The organism is Phyllobacterium sophorae (genome assembly GCF_003010965.1).
Classification (GTDB): Bacteria; Pseudomonadota; Alphaproteobacteria; order Rhizobiales; family Rhizobiaceae; genus Phyllobacterium; species Phyllobacterium sophorae.
This window is the reverse complement of the sequence record NZ_PGGM01000007.1, coordinates 26,781-41,798: the sequence shown is the minus strand read 5'-3', so window position 1 is coordinate 41,798 and position 15,018 is coordinate 26,781. Positions and strand designations below refer to the sequence as shown.

Genomic DNA, 15,018 nt, shown 5'->3' with positions numbered 1-15,018 from the left:
AAACTGAACTTTATTCAGCGCTTGCCGATGCAACTGCACCAAAATGGACGTCACCGGCGGCAATTTTCACCCGCTCTCCATCATTGTCGCGAATAACGAAGCGGCAGTCCTCGTCAATCGTTTCGAATATACCACGCAGGATGTTCCCGTCGACCCGCACCGCGACTTCGCTGCCAAGCCCAGCAGCGCGCGCGAGCCAGCGTTTGCGTATTGCCGCAAGTCCACGTCCTTCGCTCCAGATGCGGCTATTCTCTTCCCAGGCATCGGAGAGCGCCAAAAACAATGTTTCGGCATCGCAATCAGCGCCGAGGCGCATCAGCGATGTTGCGGGATAAGGAACATCGTCGGGATAGGCGACAACGTTGACGCCAATTCCAATGACGATTGCAAAGCGATTGTCCGGCAACTGCGTCGATTCGAGCAAAATGCCAGCGAGCTTTGCGCCACCCGCCAACAGATCATTCGGCCATTTGAGTTCGACACGCAGTGCCGATTTTCCGGATCCAGCACTTCCTGCTCCGTCAAGGCCAACTGCAAATTTTGCCGCTGGACCGACAGCATCCAATGCGTCGGCCAGCGAAAGCCCAGCAACGAAACCGAGAGTAGCCGCTGTCTTCAGCTCGAAGTTCCCGGTAAGGAGTAACGAAGCAGCAAGATTGCCGTGAGATGTGGCCCAGGCACGACCACGGCGGCCGCGACCGCTTTCCTGTTTCTTGGAAACGATCCACAATTTTCCCGGGTCACCCGCCTGCGCTCGCTCCAACGCTTCTGCGTTGGTTGAGCCGATGGACTCAAAGGCTTCCAGCCGGAACCCATTTTGCTGTGCCAAAGGCGAGAGTGAGAATCCCATTGCTCAGGGTTCCCGGCCTTAGAAGAAGGTCTTGGCAGCGGCTTCCGCATATGTGCTGACGGGTCCGCCGATCAGAACATAGAAGAGCACCAATAGGCCGGACACACCAAGAACGAGGCGCAATTCACCCGATACTGGAACAAAAGCACCTACCGGTTCATCGAACCACATGATCTTGATAATGCGAAGATAGTAGAATGCACCAACTACCGAAGCCACAATACCAATGATGGCCAAAGCGTAAAGGTTGGCCTGCATGGCAGCGAGGAAAGTATACCACTTGCCCCAGAAACCGGCGAGCGGTGGGATACCGGCGAGGGAGAACATAAGGATCGTCAGAATTGTCGCCATGACCGGGTTGGTGCGCGACAGGCCGGCGAGGTCGCCAATCTGCTCGACATTCCCGTCCTTGCGACGCATCGCGAGAATGAACGCAAAAATGCCAAGCGTAGTAACCAGATAGATCAGCATATAGATCGCAACGCCGCGCACGCCAACCACCGTGCCAGCTGCGAGACCAACGAGTGCGTAGCCCATATGGCTGATCGAAGAATAGGCCATCAGGCGCTTGATGTTGCGCTGGCCAATCGCAGCGAATGCCCCCAGAACCATCGAGGCGATCGCGATGAAAACAATGATCTGCTGCCAGTCGCGAGTGATCGGCTGGAACGTCTCGACCGCCACCCGCGTCAGCAGCGCCATGGCTGCCATTTTCGGCGCGCTGGCAAAAAAGGCGGTGACCGGTGTAGGGGCCCCTTCGTAAACGTCCGGTGTCCACATGTGAAAGGGCACCGCCGAAATCTTGAACGCAAGCCCGGCAAAGATGAAGACGAGCCCGAAGACGACACCAAGCTGGCGTTCCTCGCTTCCAAGCGCCTGCGCGATTGCCTCGAAACCGGTGTGACCGGTAAATCCATAAATCAGTGAAATGCCGTAAAGCAGCATGCCCGACGACAAGGCGCCAAGTACGAAGTATTTCAAGCCAGCTTCCGTCGAACGGATATTATCACGGTTGATGGCAGCGACGACGTAGAGTGCAAGTGATTGCAGCTCCAGACCCAGGTAGAGGGACAGCGTGTCGTTTGCCGAGATCATCAGCAACATACCTAAGGTCGACAGCAGGATCAGAATAGGAAATTCGAATTTGTCGAATTTCTCCGCCTTGGCGAAACCCGCCGACATGACAAGCGTCACCACTGATCCGACCAGGGTCAGCACCTTCATGAAACGCGAGAATGGATCGCTGACAAAAGCGCGCCCGAAGACGTGACCATCCTGCGGAAAGAGAACGACCAGGGCCAGCGCCGCGAGCAGGAGGGCAACTGCAAGCCCGCTAACCAGCGCATTTGCTCTTTCACCGGAAAACGCCCCGATCATCAGCAGAGCCAGTGCGCCTACTGTAATCAGCAGTTCAGGAGCCATAAGCGTCAAGTTGGGAATCATGTCGGTTTGGCCTCTTCCTGCTATCTCAGTGCCAGGGTGGCAGCTGAAGACAGCGCGTTATTATATTGATTGATCAGGGCGTGGACAGAGCTTGCCGTCGCATCGAAGACAGGCATCGGATAAACACCGTAAAAGATGGTGAGAACCACCAACGGATAAATCACAGCCTTCTCGCGCGGCGACATATCAAGAAGCGATTTCAGGTTTTCTTTGTCAAGCGTACCGAATATGACCCGGCGATAAAGCCAGAGCGCGTAGGCAGCGGAGAAAATGACGCCGCTGGCGGCGAACAGCGCGACCCAGGTATTGACACGGAAGACACCTACAAGGGTGAGGAATTCACCAATAAAGCCGGAGGTACCTGGCAGGCCAACATTGGCCATGGTGAAGATCATGAACACCACGGCATATTTCGGCATGTTGTTGACGAGACCGCCATAGGCCGCAATCTCACGTGTATGGGTGCGGTCGTAGACGATACCGACGCACAGGAACAGCGCACTCGATACAAGCCCATGCGAGAGCATCTGGAAAATTGCCCCTTGGATGCCCTGTTCGTTGGCCGCGAAGATGCCCATCGTGACATAGCCCATGTGGGCCACGGACGAATAAGCGATCAGCTTCTTGATGTCCTGCTGCATCAGCGCAACGAGCGACGTGTAGATGATGGCGACGATCGACAGCGTGTAGATCAGCGGAGCAAAATCCGCCGAAGCGATGGGGAACATCGGGATTGAGAACCGGATGAAACCATAGCCGCCGAGCTTCAACAGAATGCCGGCCAGAATTGCCGAGGCAGCCGTCGGCGCTTCAACGTGCGCATCCGGCAGCCAGGTATGTACCGGCCACATCGGCATCTTGACTGCAAATGAGGCAAAGAAAGCCAACCAGAGCCAGGTCTGCAGCGACGTCGGAAATTTATAGGCAAGCAACGTCGGAATGTCTGTCGTACCAGCCTGCCAATACATGGCCATGATGGCCAACAGCATCAACACCGATCCAAGCAGCGTGTAGAGGAAGAACTTGAAACTTGCATAGACACGGCGCTTGCCACCCCAGACGCCAATAATGATGAACATCGGGACCAGGACAGCTTCGAAGAACACGTAGAAAAGGACGATGTCGAGCGCACAGAACACGCCGATCATCAACGTTTCCAGAACCAGAAAGGCGATCATGTATTCCTTGACGCGGTTCTGAATCGCTTCCCAGCTCGCCAGGATGCACAGTGGCATAAGGAAGGTGGTGAGGATGACGAACAGCATCGAAATGCCATCGACGCCCATGTGGTAGGAAATACCTGAATCAAGCCAAGGTGCCTTTTCGACAAACTGGAATCCAGCTTGGCCATTGTCGAAATAGTACCAAATCGGCAGCGAAAGCAAAAAAGTGACGATCGTCGTCCATAGCGTCACATTGCGGATGTTACGCCGTGCAGATTCACCATCATCCCGGATCATCAGGACGAGGAAGGCACCGACCAATGGCAGGAAGGTAACTGTCGAGAGAATTGGCCAGTCGGTCATCAGAAGTTGCTCCCGAGCATCATCCACGTGACGAGCGCGGCGACCCCAATGAGCATCGCGAACGCATAGTGATAAAGGTAACCGGTTTGCAGGCGCACCACCCGGTTGGTGACGTCAACGACACGCGCCGAGATTCCGTCCGGACCATGGCCGTCGATCAGCCAGCCATCGCCCCGCTTCCACAGGAACCGGCCGAGAGCCTTGGCCGGACGCACGAACAGGAAGTCGTAGAGCTCGTCGAAATACCACTTGTTGAGCAGAAACTGGTAGAGGCCAGGATGCTGCGCAGCAAGGCGCTTCGGCGTCTCGGGTGATCGAATGTAGAAATACCAGGAAACGATGAACCCTGCAGCCATTGCGAGGAATGGTGACATCGCCACAAGGAACGGCACATGATGATGCTCTTCGAGGATCTCATTCTCCGGACCCGTAAAGATCGCACCCTTCCAGAACTCGGCATATTCATGTCCGAAGAAATATTCATGGAAGCCGACACCGGCAAACAACGCGCCGAATGCCAGAATAAACAACGGAACCAGCATGACATAGGGCGATTCATGCACGTGGTGCATAACATCATGGCTCGCACGCGCCTTGCCATGGAAGGTCATGAAAATCAGGCGCCATGAATAGAAGCTGGTGAAGATGGCCGCGATAACGAGAAGGATGAAGGCATAGCCCGCAACCGGACTGTGCGAAGCGTAAGCGGACTCGATGATCATGTCCTTGGAGAAGAACCCGGCGGTACCAATCAGTGTTCCCGGAATGCCAAGACCCGTCAGCGCGACGGTACCGACGACCATCAGCCAGTAGGTCTGAGGGATTAATTTGCGCAGACCGCCCATGTGGCGCATGTCCTGTTCATCGGATACGGCGTGAATGACGGAGCCCGCTCCAAGGAACAGCAGGGCCTTGAAGAAGGCGTGTGTAAACAGGTGGAAGATGCCGGCACCATAAGCACCGAGACCAAGCGCAACAAACATGTAGCCGAGCTGCGAACAGGTTGAGTAAGCGATGACGCGCTTTATGTCGTTCTGGACGAGGCCAACCGTTGCAGCAAAGAATGCCGTGGTCGCACCGATAAAGGTGACGAAAATCAAGGCGGTATGCGACAATTCGAAGATTGGCGACAACCGCGCAACCATGAACACGCCGGCGGTCACCATCGTCGCTGCGTGGATCAGCGCCGAAACAGGTGTCGGCCCCTCCATCGCGTCAGGCAGCCAGGTGTGCAGCAGGAACTGTGCCGATTTGCCCATCGCGCCCATAAAGAGCAGCAGGCAGGCAATGGTGATCGCACCCTGCTTGTCGAGCGCATAGCCCAGGAAATTCAGAACGGTCTGACTGCCCTCAGTCGCACCCTCTGCCGGAAGATACTGCGCAGCGGAAGCAAACAGCGTGTCGAACTGGACGGTATCAAACAATACGAACAGCGCGAAAATGCCTAGCAGGAAGCCGAAATCGCCGACACGGTTGACAACGAAAGCCTTGATGGCGGCGGCGTTTGCCGAGGGCTTCTTGAACCAGAAGCCAATCAACAGATAAGAAGCAAGGCCCACGCCTTCCCAGCCGAAGAACATCTGAACGAGATTGTCGCCGGTCACAAGCATCAGCATGGCGAAAGTGAAGAGCGAAAGATAGGCGAAGAAGCGCGGCCGATCGGGATCGTGATGCATGTAGCCGATCGAATAGGTATGGACGAGTGCCGAGACCGTGTTGACGACGACCAGCATTACCGCAGTCAACGTGTCGATGCGGAGCGCCCAGTCGAAGCTCAGCGAACCGGACTCTACCCAGTGCATGACCGGCACCTTGAACGCTTCACCATGGCCCAGCGCCACAGTCCCGAACGCGATCCAGGAGAGGACTGCGCAGACGATCAGCAGTCCGGTCGTGACATACTCGCTCGCTTTCGCCCCGATTGACGACCCAAACAGGCCCGCAATCAGAAAGCCGAGCAGCGGAAGGAAGACAATCGCCAGATACAGCATGCCCCCGTCAACCTTTCATCATGTTGACGTCTTCCACGGCAATCGACCCCCGATTGCGGTAGAACACGACGAGAATAGCAAGACCGATCGCTGCCTCTGCGGCGGCAACGGTCAGGACAAACAACGCGAAGATCTGCCCGACCAAATCACCGAGAGCAGCGGAGAACGCTACAAAGTTCAGGTTGACTGCGAGCAGGATCAATTCAACCGACATCAAAATGACGATCACGTTCTTCCTGTTGAGAAAGATGCCGAAGATCCCAAGGGTAAACAGCAGGGCGGAAACAGTGAGATAATGTGCAATACCGATTTCCATCATGACACCTCTGTCAGGCCCTTGCCTGTTTCAACCTGTTTGACTTCAATAGCTGTCGCAGGCGTGCGAGCAACCTGCTCCGAAACGTTCTGTCGCTTGATGTTCGGCTTGTGGCGGAGTGTTAGAACGATCGCGCCGATCATCGCAACCAGAAGCACGAGACCAGCGATCTGGAAGAAGTAGATGTAGTCCGTATAAAGAATATCACCGAGCGCAGCCGTGTTGGTGCGCGTCGCCACATCAGGGGTTGGCTGGAAAGCCACAGCTCCGAGCTTTGGTGCGAATACCGATCCGCCCAGAACAACGATCAGCTCAGCGGCGAGAATCAGACCGACCAGCGCACCGATCGGCGCATATTGCAGGGCACCACTCTTCAGTTCTGCAAAATCGACGTCCAGCATCATCACGACGAAGAGGAAGAGGACCGCAACCGCGCCGACATAGACGACGAGAAGGATCATCGCCAGGAATTCGGCGCCAGTTAGAAGGAACAATCCCGCTGCATTAAAGAATGCAAGGATCAAGAACAGCACGGAATGCACGGGATTGCGCGCCGCAATCACCATGAACGCACTGGCGACGGTTATGAAGGCGAAGAGGTAAAAAAACGCCGCCGCGATACCTGTCAGCATGGGTTCCCCCGATTTCCAATCCGGCAGGTCGTCCTGCCATTTCTAGAGCGATGCATGGGTATTCCGCGCATTCGCTGCCTCTTAGCGCATGTTCCCGTCCGGTAGAAGAACCGAACGAAGGACACAAGCGCGCACTCAATCCTTATCGGTACGGCGCATCCATGGCGATGTTGCGGGCCAGTTCCCGCTCCCAACGATCGCCGTTGGCGAGAAGCCGTTCCTTGTCATAGTAAAGTTCTTCCCGGGTTTCCGTGGCGAACTCGAAGTTCGGTCCTTCGACGATCGCATCGACCGGGCAAGCTTCCTGGCAAAAGCCGCAATAAATGCACTTCACCATGTCAATGTCGTAACGCACCGTGCGGCGTGTTCCGTCGTTGCGGCGCGGTCCAGCCTCAATGGTGATTGCCTGCGCCGGGCAAATCGCTTCGCAGAGCTTGCAGGCGATGCAACGCTCCTCGCCGTTGGGATAACGGCGCAACGCATGCTCACCACGAAAGCGCGGGCTAAGCGGGCCTTTCTCAAACGGATAGTTCAAAGTCGCCTTCGGCGCAAAGAACTGGCGCATCGACAAGAAAAACGCGCCGACGAATTCCAGAAGCAGGAGCGACTTAGCAGCTTGTGCGAGTTGTGCCATGCTGGTTCTCCTTACGGCGTGAGGCCGGTGATTTTGAGGAAGGCCGCGGTCGCGATGACCATGAAGATCGATATCGGCAGGAATACTTTCCAGCCCAGACGCATCAACTGGTCGTAGCGGTAGCGCGGAACGAATGCCTTCACCATGGCGAACATGAAGAAGCACAGGAAAAGCTTAAGCAGGAACCAGATAACTCCGGGTACCCAGTTCAGGAACCATACATCGACCGGCGGTAGCCAGCCACCGAGAAACAGAATGGTGGTCAAAGCGCACATCAGCGTGATGGCTACATATTCACCAAGGAAGAACAGCAGGAACGCGGTCGACGAATATTCGATCATGTGACCCGCAACCAGTTCCGATTCAGCTTCCACAAGATCGAAGGGGGGACGGTTGGTTTCTGCCAGTGCCGAGATGAAGAAGATGATGAACATCGGGAAAAGGCCGAGCCAATGCCAATCGAGGAACGAATTTGGCAAGCCAATCATCGTGCCAAGGCCGTCGGTCTGGGATGTGACAATGTCGGTCAAGTTCAACGACCCAACGCAGAGCAATACGGTGACAATAACGAAGCCAATGGAGACTTCGTAGGACACCATCTGCGCAGCAGAACGCAATGCACCGAGAAACGGGTACTTGGAGTTCGAGGCCCAGCCGGCCATGATCACGCCGTAGACTTCCAGCGAGGAAATGGCGAGCACATAGAGAATACCAACATTGACGTTAGCAACCGCCCAGCCTTCATTAACCGGGATAACCGCCCATGCCGCCATTGCCAGAACCGAGGAAACCAGAGGAGCAAGGAGGAAAATACCCTTGTTGGCGCCGGAAGGAATGATCGGTTCCTTGACAACGAACTTCAGAAGATCGGCGAAGGACTGGAGCAACCCGAAGGGACCCACGACGTTCGGGCCGCGACGCAACTGCACGGCCGCCCAAATCTTGCGATCTGCCAGAAGCAGGTAAGCTATGATGAGCAACATCACTACTAGCATCAGCACCGATTTTCCGAGGATAATCAGCAGCGGCAGGATGTAGGTTGCGAAAATTTGTTCCATATCAGTCTTTTCCCCGCCTACTCGGCCGCCTGCTTGAAGCCGCCCTTGGCGAGCGCTGAACATTCGGCCATGACGGCCGAGGCGCGCGCGATCGGGTTGGTCAAATAGAAATCCTTGACCGGAGATACAAAGGCCGTTTTTTCAACGGAGCCAGATGCATTGGCCAGCTTCTTGATGTCGGCAGGATCGCCGGCCTCGATCGAGTCGATCACGGCGAGATGCGGATACTCCGCATAGAGGGCCGAGCGCAAGGCCGCCAGAGAGTCGAATGGCAATTTCTTGTTGAGCACATCCGACAGGGCCCGCAGAATCGCCCAATCCTCTTTGGCATTGCCCGGTGCGAAACCGGCACGATTGGTCATTTGCACACGGCCCTCCGTGTTAACGAAGGTGCCGGACTTTTCCGTATAAGTCGCACCCGGCAAGATCACATCGGCGTTGTGCGCACCCTGATCGCCATGCGTGCCGATATAGACAGTAAAGGCCTTGTCTTTTTTCGGCCAATCGAGTTCGTCGGCGCCCAGCAAGAACAAAACCTCAAGCTTGCCCTTCATTTCGGCAACCGTCTTGCCGCCGGCACCCGGCACAAAGCCGATATCCAGAGCACCGACGCGGCTGGCGGCCGTATGAACGACGCCAAAACCATTCCACTCGCCGCCGAGAGCTTCGGTATCGGCAGCGATCTTCGCCGCAAGACCAAGTACCGCGGAACTGTCGACACGGGACAAAGCACCCTGCCCGATAACGATCATCGGGTTCTTGGCTTTCTTCAATACGGACAGGAATTTCACTGAGCCACTGGCAAGCTCTGCCAAGGTCTCGGCTCCGCTTCCAAGGTATTCATACTTGTAACGCAGATCGGCCTGTTCGCCGATCACTGCGATTGGCGTCCCGGCGGCGCGCCAGCGCTTACGGATACGGGCATTGAGCAGAGACGCTTCAAAACGCGGATTCGAGCCAACGATCAGGATTGCATCCGCCTGCTCAATGCCGTCAATAGTCGGATTGAAGATATAGGATGCGCGGCCATTGGCAGTATTGAGGACAGATCCGTCCTGACGCGCATCGATATTGGTCGAGCCAAGCGACGTCATCAATGCCTTCAGCGCATACATTTCCTCGACGGTGGCCAGGTCGCCGGCGATCGCGCCGATCTTGTCACCCTTGGTCTTGGCGACAGCGTCTTTGATGGCGTCAAAGGCCTCCGGCCAGGTTGCGGCGACAAGGCGGCCATCCTTGCGAATATAGGGGCGATCAAGTCGCTGCGTACGCAGACCATCCCAGATGAAACGTGTCTTGTCGGAAATCCATTCCTCGTTCACCTGTTCGTTGACGCGCGGCAGAATCCGCATCACTTCACGGCCTCGCGTGTCGACGCGGATGGCGGATCCGACGGCGTCCATCACGTCGATGGATTCCGTCTTGTTCAGCTCCCAGGGACGAGCCTGAAATGCATAAGGCTTTGAGGTCAGCGCGCCAACCGGGCAAAGGTCGATCACGTTGCCCTGCAACTCCGACGTCATCGCATGTTCCAGGTAGGTGGTGATCTCTGCATCTTCGCCGCGGCCAATCAGGCCAAGCTCGGAAATGCCGGCGACCTCCGTTGTGAATCGGACGCAGCGTGTGCAATGAATACAGCGCGTCATGATGGTCTTGACCAGCGGTCCTATATATTTGTCTTCGACGGCGCGCTTGTTTTCCTTGTAGCGCGACGAATCCACACCGAACGCCATCGCCTGATCCTGCAGATCGCACTCGCCGCCCTGATCGCAAATCGGACAATCCAGTGGATGGTTGATTAGCAGGAATTCCATTACACCTTCGCGCGCCTTCTTGACCATCGGCGTGTTGGTGAAAATCTCTGGTGTTTCGCCATTCGGACCAGGGCGCAAATCGCGAACACCCATGGCGCAGGATGCTGCCGGCTTGGGTGGTCCACCCTTCACCTCGATGAGGCACATCCGGCAATTGCCGGCGATCGACAAACGCTCATGGAAACAGAACCGCGGCACTTCGGCACCCGCCGTTTCTGCAGCTTGCAGAAGCGTGTAGTGATCCGGTACCTCGATTTCCTTACCGTCGACTTTGATCTTTGCCATCGTCTGTCCAACCTCGCGGAACATTCCGCATTTCATCTGGCATTTCCGCTCTGTTGCCGAAACACCTTCAATCATCCGCGTCATTAAACCGACGCGTCACCTAATTTTTACTTGCCCCCAGCAAGCGCCCTTGCCTGTCCGACCCAGTCGTCACGCAAGATGCGTCCGCCGAACTTCAGCCGATCGTCGACCTTGGCGATATCGTCGGCAGTCCAGGCCGCAATCTGCGCAAAGGTGTGAACGCCCATGTTGTTCAGCACGCTTACGAGCTTGGGACCGACACCGGAAATACGCTTCAGATCGTCAGACTTTTTCGCGGTTTCGGCTGTTTCCGGACGAACGTTTGGCACGATTGGCGCCTTCACCTGCGTTGCCTGGGCATCAACAGTCTTTGGTGAAATGGGCGCAGCCTTCTTTCGAATAATTGTCTTCAATGCATCCACGTCGCCCGTGATCTGCGGAACGGCAGCGTTTTCCCCATTTCCCACGGGATTCAACTTGGTATGCGCGTCAAGAGCGCCAGCTATCGCACCAGCCCAGAGCCCCCACAGCTGGCTGGCGATGCCAAGGCCCAACACGGAAACAGCTGCTGCCGCACCGAACTGGGGCGTAAGCAGATTGGCAGCCGGAATGACCTGTTTCGGCATCAAAGCCGCCCAATCCGCGCCCAATTGTTTGTTTCCGTTGTCAGTCATGACCTCTTCAACCTATTCGGCAGCTTCAAGCACAGGACTTGATGCAGCGTTACGCGAGAACTCATCGATCCGGCGTTCGATCTCCGGGCGGAAGTTCCTGATGAGCCCCTGAACTGGCCAAGCGGCAGCATCCCCAAGTGCGCAAATCGTGTGGCCCTCGATTTGCTTCGTAACGTCAAGCAGCATATCGATTTCGCGCTTCTGGGCGTTGCCCGTCACCATGCGCTCCATGACGCGCCACATCCAGCCTGTCCCTTCACGGCAAGGCGTACACTGGCCGCAGCTCTCATGCTTGAAGAAATAGGAAAGGCGCGCAATTGCGCGGACAATATCAGTCGACTTATCCATGACGATAACGGCTGCCGTTCCGAAGGACGACTTGACGCCGCGCAGCCCGTCAAAATCCATCGGACAATCCATTATGTCCGCCGCAGTCACGACCGGACAGGAAGCGCCGCCCGGAATAACCGCCAGCAGATTGTCCCAACCGCCGCGAATGCCCCCGGCGTGCCTCTCGATCAATTCACGGAACGGAATACCCATGGCATCTTCGACCGTGCATGGACGATTAACGTGGCCGGAAATCATGAAGAGCTTGGTGCCGACATTATTTGGGCGGCCAATACTCGAGAACCATGCCGCGCCACGACGAAGAATGGTAGGAGCCACTGCAACAGACTCGACATTGTTCACAGTCGTCGGGCAACCGTAGAGGCCCATATTCGCGGGGAATGGCGGCTTCAGGCGTGGCTGGCCTTTCTTGCCCTCGAGGCTTTCGAGCAGCGCTGTTTCCTCACCGCAAATGTATGCTCCGGCGCCGTGATGGACAAAGATGTCGTAGTCCCAACCGTTCTTGTTGTTCTTGCCGAGAAGACCGGCATCGTAGCACTCGTCGATCGCCGCCTGCAGTGCTTCGCGCTCACGAATATACTCGCCGCGCACATAGATGTAGCAAGTGTTGGCGCCCATGGCGAAACCGGCAATCAGGCAGCCTTCGATCAGCGTGTGCGGATCGTGGCGCATGATATCGCGGTCCTTGCAGGTGCCCGGCTCCGATTCGTCGGCGTTGATGACGAGATAATGCGGACGGCCGTCGCTTTCCTTGGGCATGAAGGACCATTTGAGGCCTGTCGGGAAGCCGGCGCCGCCGCGCCCGCGCAGGCCCGACGCCTTCATCTCGTTGATGATCCAATCGCGACCCTTTTCAAGGATCTGCTTGGTGCCATCCCATTGGCCACGGCTCATCGCGCCCTTCAAGGACTTGTCCTTGAGGCCGTAAATATTGGTGAAGATGCGGTCTTTGTCAGCGAGCATTTCGCACCGGTCCTACTCTCTTCGTCCATTCTTCAGCGGATGCAGATCGTGCATCCGCTAATTCATTCTATCTCGGCTTCTTGCCGAAAACCCTGATGTATTCCGCTTCGCCGCCCTTGGCCAAGGCCTTAGCTTGCTTGACCCAGTCGTCACGTTCGATGCGGCCCTTGAAGTTCAGATAACTGTCGACCCACTCGCGTTCGACCTTTTTCCAGGCTGCGACTTGCGCGTAGGTATAAATGCCGAGTTCGTGCAGAATGACCTCAATCTTCGGACCGACGCCGGAAATCAGCTTCAGATCATCGGCGACAGCCGGTTTCTCAATTGCAGCTGGACGGTTCTTGTCGTCAAGCGACACAACCTTCGCGGGAGCCTCGATTGCCTGTACTGGCGGCTTTTCCGAGAGGGAGCCGTCGACGATCGGCGGGTTCTTGATGGTCCGCGCAACGGCTGGCGCTTTGGCAGCAGGATTCGAAGCCGCACCTTCGGAAGCCTTGGTTGCCTTCACGTTGGACGGCGATTTGATCGCGGGACTGGTCGCAGCGTCATGCGTCACCGGTCTGGCGGCGTTCGACGGCGGGATGTTTGCAGCTTCAGAACCGCCACTCTTGGCGGCACGCTTCGGCTTGGCCGAACCATTGCCCTCATTGAGTGAAGTCAATTCGCCTTGCGGCGCCGAGAAATGGCGATCTACCTGCGGTCCGACAGGAACAGAAGCACCGTTTCCGGCCTCGAATGCATCGATGATTTCTTCGAGGCGCTCCGGCGTCAGATCCTCATAGGTGTCCTTGAACACCATGACCATAGGAGCATTAACGCAGGCGCCGAGGCATTCGACCTCTTCCCATGAGAGCGTACCAGCCTCGTTGGTGTGGAAGGGGTCGTGATGGATCTTGTGCTGGCAGACCCTCTTCAGATCTTCCGCACCGCGAAGCATGCATGGGGTGGTGCCGCAGATCTGGATATGTGCCCGAGTTCCAACCGGCTTAAGCTGAAACTGTGTGTAGAAAGTCGCAACCTCGAGAACCCGGATCATGGGCATGTCGAGCATGGTTGCTACGTGTTCGATCGCAGCCTTTGTGACCCAGCCATCCTGCTCCTGCGCGCGCATCAACAACGGGATGACCGCAGACTGTTCGCGGCCCTTTGGATACTTCTTTATAGCCTGCTTCGCCCAAACGCTGTTTTCGCGATTGAATGCAAACGCCGCTGGCTGGACGCTATCTTCTGCGAGACGACGGACGGACATTAGCGATCAACCTCACCAAAAACGATATCGAGCGAGCCGAGGACGGCGGAGACGTCGGCTAGCATGTGACCACGGCACATGTAATCCATGGCCTGAAGATGGGCAAAGCCTGGCGCGCGCAGTTTCACGCGGTAAGGCTTGTTCGATCCATCGGAAACGAGGAACACGCCGAATTCGCCCTTCGGCGCTTCAACGGCCGCGTACACTTCACCGGCCGGCACATGATAGCCTTCGGTGTAGAGCTTGAAGTGATGGATCAACGCTTCCATCGACCGCTTCATCTCGCCGCGCTTCGGCGGAACGATCTTGGCAGAGGTGTTGGAGACAGGCCCTACCCGCTCTTTGCCAAGCAGCTGATCGACGCACTGGCGCATGATGCGAACGGACTGGCGCATTTCTTCCATCCGGATCAGGTAACGATCATAACAATCGCCATTCTTGCCGATCGGAATGTCGAATTCCATTTCCGAATAGCATTCGTAGGGTTGCGACTTGCGCAAATCCCATGCGGCACCCGAACCGCGCACCATGACGCCGGAGAAACCCCAAGCCCAGGCATCGTCGAGCTTGACGACGCCGATATCGACATTGCGCTGTTTAAAAATGCGGTTCGGCGTGATCAAATCGTCAAGGTTCTTGACCGTTTGCAAGAATGGATCGCACCATTTCCCGATGTCTTCGATCAGTTGATCTGGAAGATCCTGATGTACTCCGCCCGGACGAAAATAGGCAGCGTGCATGCGGGCGCCGCAAGCGCGCTCATAGAACACCATCAGCTTTTCGCGCTCTTCGAACCCCCAGAGCGGCGGCGTCAACGCACCGACGTCCATGGCTTGGGTGGTCACGTTGAGCAAATGCGAAAGGATCCGGCCAATCTCAGAGAAAAGAACGCGGATGAGCTGGCCGCGCTTCGGCACTTCGAGGCCGAGCAGGCGCTCGACCGCAAGCGCGTAGGCATGCTCCTGATTCATCGGCGCAACATAGTCGAGACGGTCAAGATAGGGCACAGCCTGCAAATAGGTCTTGGCCTCCATCAACTTTTCGGTGCCGCGGTGCAGGAGACCGATGTGCGGATCCACACGTTCGACGACCTCACCATCAAGCTCCAGCACAAGACGCAAAACACCATGCGCTGCGGGATGTTGCGGGCCGAAGTTAATGTTGAAATTGCGGACGCTGTGTTCAGTCATGGGTCATTTCCCGGCGAGGTG

13 protein-coding genes are annotated in these 15,018 nt (G+C 56.5%); all 13 read right to left on the bottom strand.

Annotation, left to right across the window (positions count from 1 at the left end; all coding sequences use genetic code 11):
* Positions 1 to 10: 10 nt before the first annotated feature.
* Positions 11 to 850 (bottom strand): biotin--[acetyl-CoA-carboxylase] ligase, encoded by an 840-nt coding sequence (locus tag CU103_RS15980; protein ID WP_106665043.1) that lies wholly within the window; start codon positions 848 to 850, stop codon positions 11 to 13.
* Positions 851 to 868: 18 nt separating this feature from the next.
* Positions 869 to 2,293: an NADH-quinone oxidoreductase subunit NuoN gene (gene nuoN, locus CU103_RS15975; RefSeq protein WP_106665042.1), complete on the bottom strand. Its 1,425-nt coding sequence runs from the start codon at positions 2,291 to 2,293 to the stop codon at positions 869 to 871.
* 20 nt (positions 2,294 to 2,313) lie between these two features.
* On the bottom strand, positions 2,314 to 3,819 hold the full coding sequence (locus tag CU103_RS15970; protein ID WP_106665041.1) for an NADH-quinone oxidoreductase subunit M: 1,506 nt from the start codon (positions 3,817 to 3,819) through the stop codon (positions 2,314 to 2,316).
* Positions 3,819 to 5,810, bottom strand: coding sequence for an NADH-quinone oxidoreductase subunit L (gene nuoL, locus CU103_RS15965; protein WP_162707099.1), 1,992 nt, complete (start codon positions 5,808 to 5,810; stop codon positions 3,819 to 3,821). The genes CU103_RS15970 and nuoL overlap by 1 nt, the downstream gene beginning before the upstream one ends.
* Positions 5,811 to 5,817: 7 nt before the next feature.
* Positions 5,818 to 6,126 (bottom strand): NADH-quinone oxidoreductase subunit NuoK, encoded by a 309-nt coding sequence (nuoK, locus tag CU103_RS15960; RefSeq protein ID WP_099999304.1) that lies wholly within the window; start codon positions 6,124 to 6,126, stop codon positions 5,818 to 5,820.
* Positions 6,126 to 6,758 carry an NADH-quinone oxidoreductase subunit J gene (locus tag CU103_RS15955; RefSeq protein WP_106665040.1) on the bottom strand — a complete coding sequence of 211 codons (633 nt, stop codon included), beginning with the start codon at positions 6,756 to 6,758 and terminating at the stop codon, positions 6,126 to 6,128. The genes nuoK and CU103_RS15955 overlap by 1 nt, the downstream gene beginning before the upstream one ends.
* 142 nt (positions 6,759 to 6,900) lie before the next feature.
* On the bottom strand, positions 6,901 to 7,392 hold the full coding sequence (nuoI, locus tag CU103_RS15950) for an NADH-quinone oxidoreductase subunit NuoI (RefSeq protein ID WP_106665039.1): 492 nt from the start codon (positions 7,390 to 7,392) through the stop codon (positions 6,901 to 6,903).
* An 11-nt stretch (positions 7,393 to 7,403) separates the two neighbouring features.
* A complete protein-coding gene (gene nuoH / locus CU103_RS15945) occupies positions 7,404 to 8,450 on the bottom strand; it encodes an NADH-quinone oxidoreductase subunit NuoH (RefSeq protein WP_106665038.1) in 1,047 nt (348 codons plus the stop codon).
* A gap of 17 nt (positions 8,451 to 8,467) precedes the next feature.
* The gene (nuoG, locus tag CU103_RS15940; RefSeq protein ID WP_106665244.1) at positions 8,468 to 10,549 is read right to left on the bottom strand and encodes an NADH-quinone oxidoreductase subunit NuoG; all 2,082 of its coding nucleotides are present in this window, start codon (positions 10,547 to 10,549) and stop codon (positions 8,468 to 8,470) included.
* Between the two features lie 107 nt (positions 10,550 to 10,656).
* Complete coding sequence (locus tag CU103_RS15935) at positions 10,657 to 11,244, bottom strand: helix-hairpin-helix domain-containing protein (protein ID WP_106665037.1); 588 nt, start codon at positions 11,242 to 11,244, stop codon at positions 10,657 to 10,659.
* Between the two features lie 12 nt (positions 11,245 to 11,256).
* Complete coding sequence (nuoF, locus tag CU103_RS15930; RefSeq protein ID WP_106665036.1) at positions 11,257 to 12,558, bottom strand: NADH-quinone oxidoreductase subunit NuoF; 1,302 nt, start codon at positions 12,556 to 12,558, stop codon at positions 11,257 to 11,259.
* Between the two features lie 67 nt (positions 12,559 to 12,625).
* Positions 12,626 to 13,807, bottom strand: coding sequence for an NADH-quinone oxidoreductase subunit E (locus tag CU103_RS15925; protein ID WP_106665035.1), 1,182 nt, complete (start codon positions 13,805 to 13,807; stop codon positions 12,626 to 12,628).
* Positions 13,807 to 14,997, bottom strand: a complete 1,191-nt coding sequence (locus tag CU103_RS15920; RefSeq protein WP_106665034.1) for an NADH-quinone oxidoreductase subunit D — start codon at positions 14,995 to 14,997, stop codon at positions 13,807 to 13,809. Before CU103_RS15920 ends, CU103_RS15925 begins: the two co-directional genes overlap by 1 nt.
* Positions 14,998 to 15,018: the final 21 nt, after the last annotated feature.

Coding starts and splice junctions, on each gene's coding strand:
- nuoN (WP_106665042.1), bottom strand. CDS start 2,293: ATGATTCCCAACTTGACGCTTATGGCTCCTGAACTGCTGATTACAGTA.
- CU103_RS15920 (WP_106665034.1), bottom strand. CDS start 14,997: ATGACTGAACACAGCGTCCGCAATTTCAACATTAACTTCGGCCCGCAA.
- nuoG (WP_106665244.1), bottom strand. CDS start 10,549: ATGGCAAAGATCAAAGTCGACGGTAAGGAAATCGAGGTACCGGATCAC.
- nuoI (WP_106665039.1), bottom strand. CDS start 7,392: ATGGCACAACTCGCACAAGCTGCTAAGTCGCTCCTGCTTCTGGAATTC.
- CU103_RS15970 (WP_106665041.1), bottom strand. CDS start 3,819: ATGACCGACTGGCCAATTCTCTCGACAGTTACCTTCCTGCCATTGGTC.
- nuoF (WP_106665036.1), bottom strand. CDS start 12,558: ATGCTCGCTGACAAAGACCGCATCTTCACCAATATTTACGGCCTCAAG.
- nuoH (WP_106665038.1), bottom strand. CDS start 8,450: ATGGAACAAATTTTCGCAACCTACATCCTGCCGCTGCTGATTATCCTC.
- CU103_RS15955 (WP_106665040.1), bottom strand. CDS start 6,758: ATGCTGACAGGTATCGCGGCGGCGTTTTTTTACCTCTTCGCCTTCATA.
- CU103_RS15980 (WP_106665043.1), bottom strand. CDS start 850: ATGGGATTCTCACTCTCGCCTTTGGCACAGCAAAATGGGTTCCGGCTG.
- CU103_RS15925 (WP_106665035.1), bottom strand. CDS start 13,807: ATGTCCGTCCGTCGTCTCGCAGAAGATAGCGTCCAGCCAGCGGCGTTT.
- nuoK (WP_099999304.1), bottom strand. CDS start 6,126: ATGGAAATCGGTATTGCACATTATCTCACTGTTTCCGCCCTGCTGTTT.
- nuoL (WP_162707099.1), bottom strand. CDS start 5,810: ATGCTGTATCTGGCGATTGTCTTCCTTCCGCTGCTCGGCTTTCTGATT.
- CU103_RS15935 (WP_106665037.1), bottom strand. CDS start 11,244: ATGACTGACAACGGAAACAAACAATTGGGCGCGGATTGGGCGGCTTTG.